The following is a 4,853-nucleotide window of genomic DNA, read 5'->3' on the forward strand; positions in this document are numbered from 1 at the left end:
TCACGTAATCGGCGATTCCGTCGTACCCCCAAAAACACCCGATATCAGAGCTATTCAACCGCGATCATCACGAACCGCGTCGGTGGATCGAGGCTGAGTGATTAGCCGAGTGACGACGGGGAAGGGCTTCAGCGGACGGGTGTGGAAACAGGGGGACCGTTCTTACAGCTCACTTGTCGCGGGGGAGCAGGTCAGGCGGCTGTGTTGACTGCCTGGGTCAAGGAGTCGCCCGAAGGGGCGAGCCGGTGGCCCTGTTGCTGTCGACAGCAACGGTGACAGCAACAGGGCCGAACGCAGAGCGCCAGGCACGGAGGGCTACGGATCAGCGCCCGACGTCAGGGACGTGCGCGGACGTGCCCGGACGAAGCGCCCAGAACTTACAAGCGAGGGGTCCGGATGCCATCCCGGCGTGGGCGAGTCGCCGGTGTGTAAGGGTTATGAGGCGTTGGGCTGGTCGGTAGCGTTGGCGGTGGCGGCGGCCGTTGGGTCGCTGGTGCGTCCTGCGCTATGCGAGGGGGTTCCGGGTGGATTCCTTGCCGGAGTTGACGTTCGGGCAGCGGTTGAAGGTCTATCGGGAGCGGTCCGGGAAGTCTCGGACGGTGTTGGGCGGGTTGGTGGGTCGCAGCGCCGAGTGGGTCAAGGCGGTGGAGACGGATCGGATTCTGCCGCCGCGCATTCACATGCTGGATCGGATCGCGCGAGCCTTGAAGATCGACGTGTCGGCGTTGGCGGCGGAGTTGGGTGATCGGTCTGCTGTGGTCAACGGGCCGGAGCATCCTGCGTTGGTGTCGGTCCGGGCTGCCCTGAATCATGTCGCGCTGCCCGGTGACACTCCGCCGGTGTCGTTGTCGGGTCTGCGGGAGCGGCTTGTGGCGGGGTGGCGGGCGCGTCATCAGGCGGCGGATCACCGTACGGTGCTGGGCGGGCTGTTGCCGGGGTTGCTGCGCGACGGGCACCGGGCCGTGTTGGCGTACGAGGGTGACCAGCGGCGGGAGGCGCAGGCCCTGTGGGCGGAGACGCTCGGGCTGGCACAGATGTTCGTCGCCTATCAGCCTGCGGCCGAGTTGTTGTGGCGGGTGACGGATCGGGCGATGGTGGCGGCGCAGGAGTCCGGTGATCCGGAGGCGATCGCTCGTGCGGGGTGGTTCCTGTGTCAGGTGCATCGGGAGGCCGGTGACTGGGACACCGCGATGAGGGTGACGCTGGAGGTGTTGTCGGCGTTGGAGTCGCGGGCGGCTGACGGGAGCGCGAATCTGTTGGCGTTGTGGGGTGCGCTGAACTTCGAGGCCGCGTACACGTCTGCTCGTGCTGGTGAGGAAGGTCGTGCCTGGCGGTACTGGGACCGCGCGGACCAGGTGGCGCAGCGCCTGCCGGAGGGCTTCTACCAGGCGCAGACGTCGTTCTCGCGGGTCGTCATGGGTGCTCATGCGGTGACGGTGGCGGTGGAGTTGCAGCAGTCGGGCGAGGCGGTGCGGCAGGCCCGTCGTCATGATGCGGCGGCGATTCCGTCGAGGCCGCGTCGGGCACGCCATCTGATCGAGGTTGCGCGGGCGTACTACGGCAAGGACGACAAGGAAGCGACCGTGGCGACGCTGCGGCAGGCGTACGAGTCGGCTCCGGAGACGATCCGGTTCAACGGGTACGCCCGCCAGATCACCATGGACCTGCTCGACGGTCCGCGTTCCACCCGGGATGCCGCCCGTGACCTGGCGACGAAGGTCGGACTCGTCTCCTGAACCAGGGGTAGGAACCTTACCCATCCCGCCCGGCCACCGACCGTAGCTTTCCGCTCACGGGATGCGGTGGTCGGTGCGAGTCACGCCCGGCCGCCGTGTCCCTCAGCCAGAGGGCGACCGAGCCGCCCTCATGAGCGACGAGGGAGGGTACGTGCGGCGCGTCTCATACGACGAATACGTCTCCGCCACCGCGTTGACCTTCGCCCGGCGGCATCGGCCGGTGTGGTCCTGGCAGCACTGGCGACGTATCTGCAACTGCGGAGCCGACCTGCCGTGCCGAGCCCGACACCGGATACCGATCAACCGAGGACACTGGCCGCAGACGGAGGACCAGCGATGACCAGCCACGGTCCGGTGATGCCGATCTGGAGCTGCGGCGGCTGTGACCTCCCGTGGCCGTGCCCGACGCGGCGGCGGGAACTGCGCGCGGAGTACGCGGACGCGCCGGTGTCGCTGGCCCTCTACCTCGGGGCCTACCTCATTCAGGCCGCCGAGGACATGCCCTGGGCACCCGCCGGCACCCTGCACCGCCGCTTCATCGGCTGGACGAGACAGCCGCCGGAAGTACAGCAGCGAAGTACAGCAACCGTGCCACCCGCGCCGGACCGGAACGAGCGTCACCAGCCCGGATGACCTCGTACGACACCCGATCAGACCGGCCTGCCGTGAGTTCACACCGAAGAGGTCACTGGTTCGATCCCAGTATCGCCCACACTGAATACGGCAAGCTCAAGGCTCCTCAATCGAGGGGCCTTGACTCGTTCTGTCGATCAATGTTGGTCGGGAGGCAGCGGGAAAGCAGCGAAGCGTTGCCATCCGGTGACGGTGTCCGATGGGGCTGGCCTGGGATGGCGACCGCGCCGGTGAGCATCAAGGTCCTTACCCATGTTCGGATGGCGGCAGGTTGCTGTGAACTCAGCTACCGCAACCGTCTGGCCAGGTTGAGCACCTCGGACAGTTGGTCGCCGGTCAAGCGGCGGGCATCCCATGCCAACCCGGCAAGTTCGACGTGGCTGCGGTGCAGACGTGGATCGGCGGCCGCGGCAATTCCAGCCACGGCGGCCAAGTCGTCGGCGGGAAAGCCCAAGACGGTGGCGAACGCGGTCACGTACTGCGGCGTCAGCTTCGTGCGACCAGGTCCGAGCATCGCCACGGTGGAGCTCGACACCATTGGCCCGTCACCGATGAGGTACAACACCTTCGGGCTGTACGGCCGGATATTGCGGTTCCGCAGTAGCAGCAACATCATCTCGCCAGGCCCCGGCGGGGAGCTGTAGCGCGGCTCTGGCGGCCACGCTGGTGGATGTTCGGGTAGCGACCGGACGAACTCGTGCAACCGCCGCAGTGACTGCGGTGCCAACTTGGCAGCCAACTCCAGCACCGTCCCGACATGCCAAGGCTTGGTGCTGGCAGGCGTCAGGTCTTGCGGCAGATCGAGTCCGGCGACCACGAACAGATCCGCCACGTGCAAGCCAAGCCTCGGTGCCAGTTCTCGCACCAACGAAGGGTTGGCGGGGCCGCCGGTCAGCACAGCATCGAGTTGTGGCCGCAGGGAACCCGCTGCCGCGGCAACCTCCGGCCATCGATGCGTCAATAACCGCCCCAACGCGGTTCTGCCCCCAGGTTCCACCATCGCTGTCAGCCTAGACAACAACAGGCACGGACCCACCGAGGGAAAGCCCTGATCCAAGCCAACCCGCTCGACCTTCCCCTTGTCAGCCACCCCAGCTCACTTGCGCGGGCCGACCTCGTCCGTCTCATCAGGGCATGCCCGAGTATCGGAGTGGGAGCGGTGGGCGGGGCCGACGCCAAGCAACGTAGGTCATGATGCCGAACACGATCAGAAGTGCCACCGCGACCAGGATGATCAACCATCCAGACTGATCGCCATCCTCCCGCACCCTGAGGCATGGGTCGCTCTTGGCATGGTGGACTCGAATGCGCTGGCCGGCACTCACGGCTCGGTTCGCGCTGGTTGCGACGCGCAGGCGCGATTGACACACCTCGCCATGATTCGTGCTGAACTGGACTGTCAGGAAAGTCTTCGCTCCGCGCTGTTCGACGTCCAGCACCTCAGCGACTGCCCCTGATCCCCGATGCTCGTCTGCGATTGACCATGCTGCTAGCGCCACACACACTGTCGCGAACACCAGACCGAATGTCGAGAACGCCCGCAGAAGGGTTCGGTTTGGCCGTCGGCGATGCATGGCCGGACTGTAGACCTGGTCAGCAACGATGCTGACGGGGTCAACCAGTCGACCACCGCGTCTGTTCGATGACTCGGCGGTATCGGCCAGCGCTACGTAAGTAGCTTGTGAGGAGTCGGAAACGCCTGCAATGGCTGCTCCAAGGCTGACTTTGATTAACTCGGGGTAGTCATCGGTGATCATTCTTGGATTCTTGTGTAAGGCGTCGAATGCCCGTATCATCCGATGAGATGTTGTTTGCGCAGATTTGGGTAGGGGGCCTGGTGCGTTGCTGGGCGGGCGATTCTTGCCAGTCGGGCGGACCGGCGTGCCCGGTGCGTGCCCAAAGTAACGGTCAGCACCGGTGAATCGGCGGAGGCGTTGCGGCGGTGGTCGAGAATGACCGTGACTTACAGTCGCGGTGCGGACGAAGCGTCAAGGCCGAGATTCCGGCACCGGTGTGAGGGAGGGGCCAGGATGTTCGGTTCGAAGAAGAAGCTCAATGACCTGATGGCGCAGCTCAGGCCCGACCTGAGTCGGGAATCGCTCGGCGTCGGGCCCGACTTCCCGGGCGTCGCCCCGAACCCGCTCCTGAGCAGTGAGGTGATCTCAGCAAGGTTCGGCGGCCGAGTGGGATGACACGGGCTTAACGTCCATACCGGACGGCGCTGGATATGGACGTGGAGCCATCGGTAGACAGGTTCTTGCGACGGAATCGGTCTCCGAGAGGGCCCCACGTGATCACCTATTCTGCCAGGCTCGACGTCCCCAGGGAACTGGTGCGACACGTGGCGCGGCTTCTGCACGCCGAACGTCGGGCGGTGGGCACTCGCCGCCGTGCGAGGGCGTTGACGTGCTTCTGCCAGGCGCTTCTGGTGTTGGTGTGGTTCCGCAAGGGTGAGGACAAGACCACCCTCGGGGCCGGGTTCGG

5 protein-coding genes and 1 pseudogene are annotated in these 4,853 nt (G+C 65.9%); 4 read left to right on the forward strand and 2 right to left on the reverse strand.

Translation table 11 applies throughout. The features are described 5' to 3' along the window. Window positions 1-524 precede the first annotated feature (524 nt). Together GA0070558_RS32370 and GA0070558_RS32380 are read left to right on the forward strand one after the other, a co-directional pair. Entirely contained in the window at window positions 525-1,736 is a 1,212-nt protein-coding gene (locus GA0070558_RS32370) for a helix-turn-helix domain-containing protein (protein WP_091287301.1), read from the forward strand. 336 nt (window positions 1,737-2,072) lie between these two features. Further along, entirely contained in the window at window positions 2,073-2,369 is a 297-nt protein-coding gene (locus tag GA0070558_RS32380) for a hypothetical protein (RefSeq protein ID WP_091287306.1), read from the forward strand. 286 nt (window positions 2,370-2,655) lie between these two features. Here the strand turns inward: GA0070558_RS32380 and GA0070558_RS32385 are convergent, their stop codons facing one another. Both GA0070558_RS32385 and GA0070558_RS33185 read right to left on the reverse strand, forming a co-directional pair. Continuing rightward, window positions 2,656-3,234: a hypothetical protein gene (locus tag GA0070558_RS32385; RefSeq protein WP_141722428.1), complete on the reverse strand. Its 579-nt coding sequence runs from the start codon at window positions 3,232-3,234 to the stop codon at window positions 2,656-2,658. Between the two features lie 262 nt (window positions 3,235-3,496). After that, a complete protein-coding gene (locus GA0070558_RS33185) occupies window positions 3,497-4,126 on the reverse strand; it encodes a hypothetical protein (protein WP_141722429.1) in 630 nt (209 codons plus the stop codon). A gap of 273 nt (window positions 4,127-4,399) precedes the next feature. Here GA0070558_RS33185 and GA0070558_RS33760 point away from each other — a divergent pair, with 273 nt between their 5' ends. After that, entirely contained in the window at window positions 4,400-4,561 is a 162-nt protein-coding gene (locus GA0070558_RS33760; RefSeq protein ID WP_176734486.1) for a hypothetical protein, read from the forward strand. Window positions 4,562-4,659: 98 nt separating this feature from the next. Continuing rightward, window positions 4,660-4,853, forward strand: a pseudogene (locus GA0070558_RS34000) (IS5/IS1182 family transposase); the annotation flags it as partial.

Origin of the sequence: Micromonospora haikouensis, assembly GCF_900091595.1 — a bacterium.
In the GTDB taxonomy this organism is placed as follows: domain Bacteria; phylum Actinomycetota; class Actinomycetes; order Mycobacteriales; family Micromonosporaceae; genus Micromonospora; species Micromonospora haikouensis.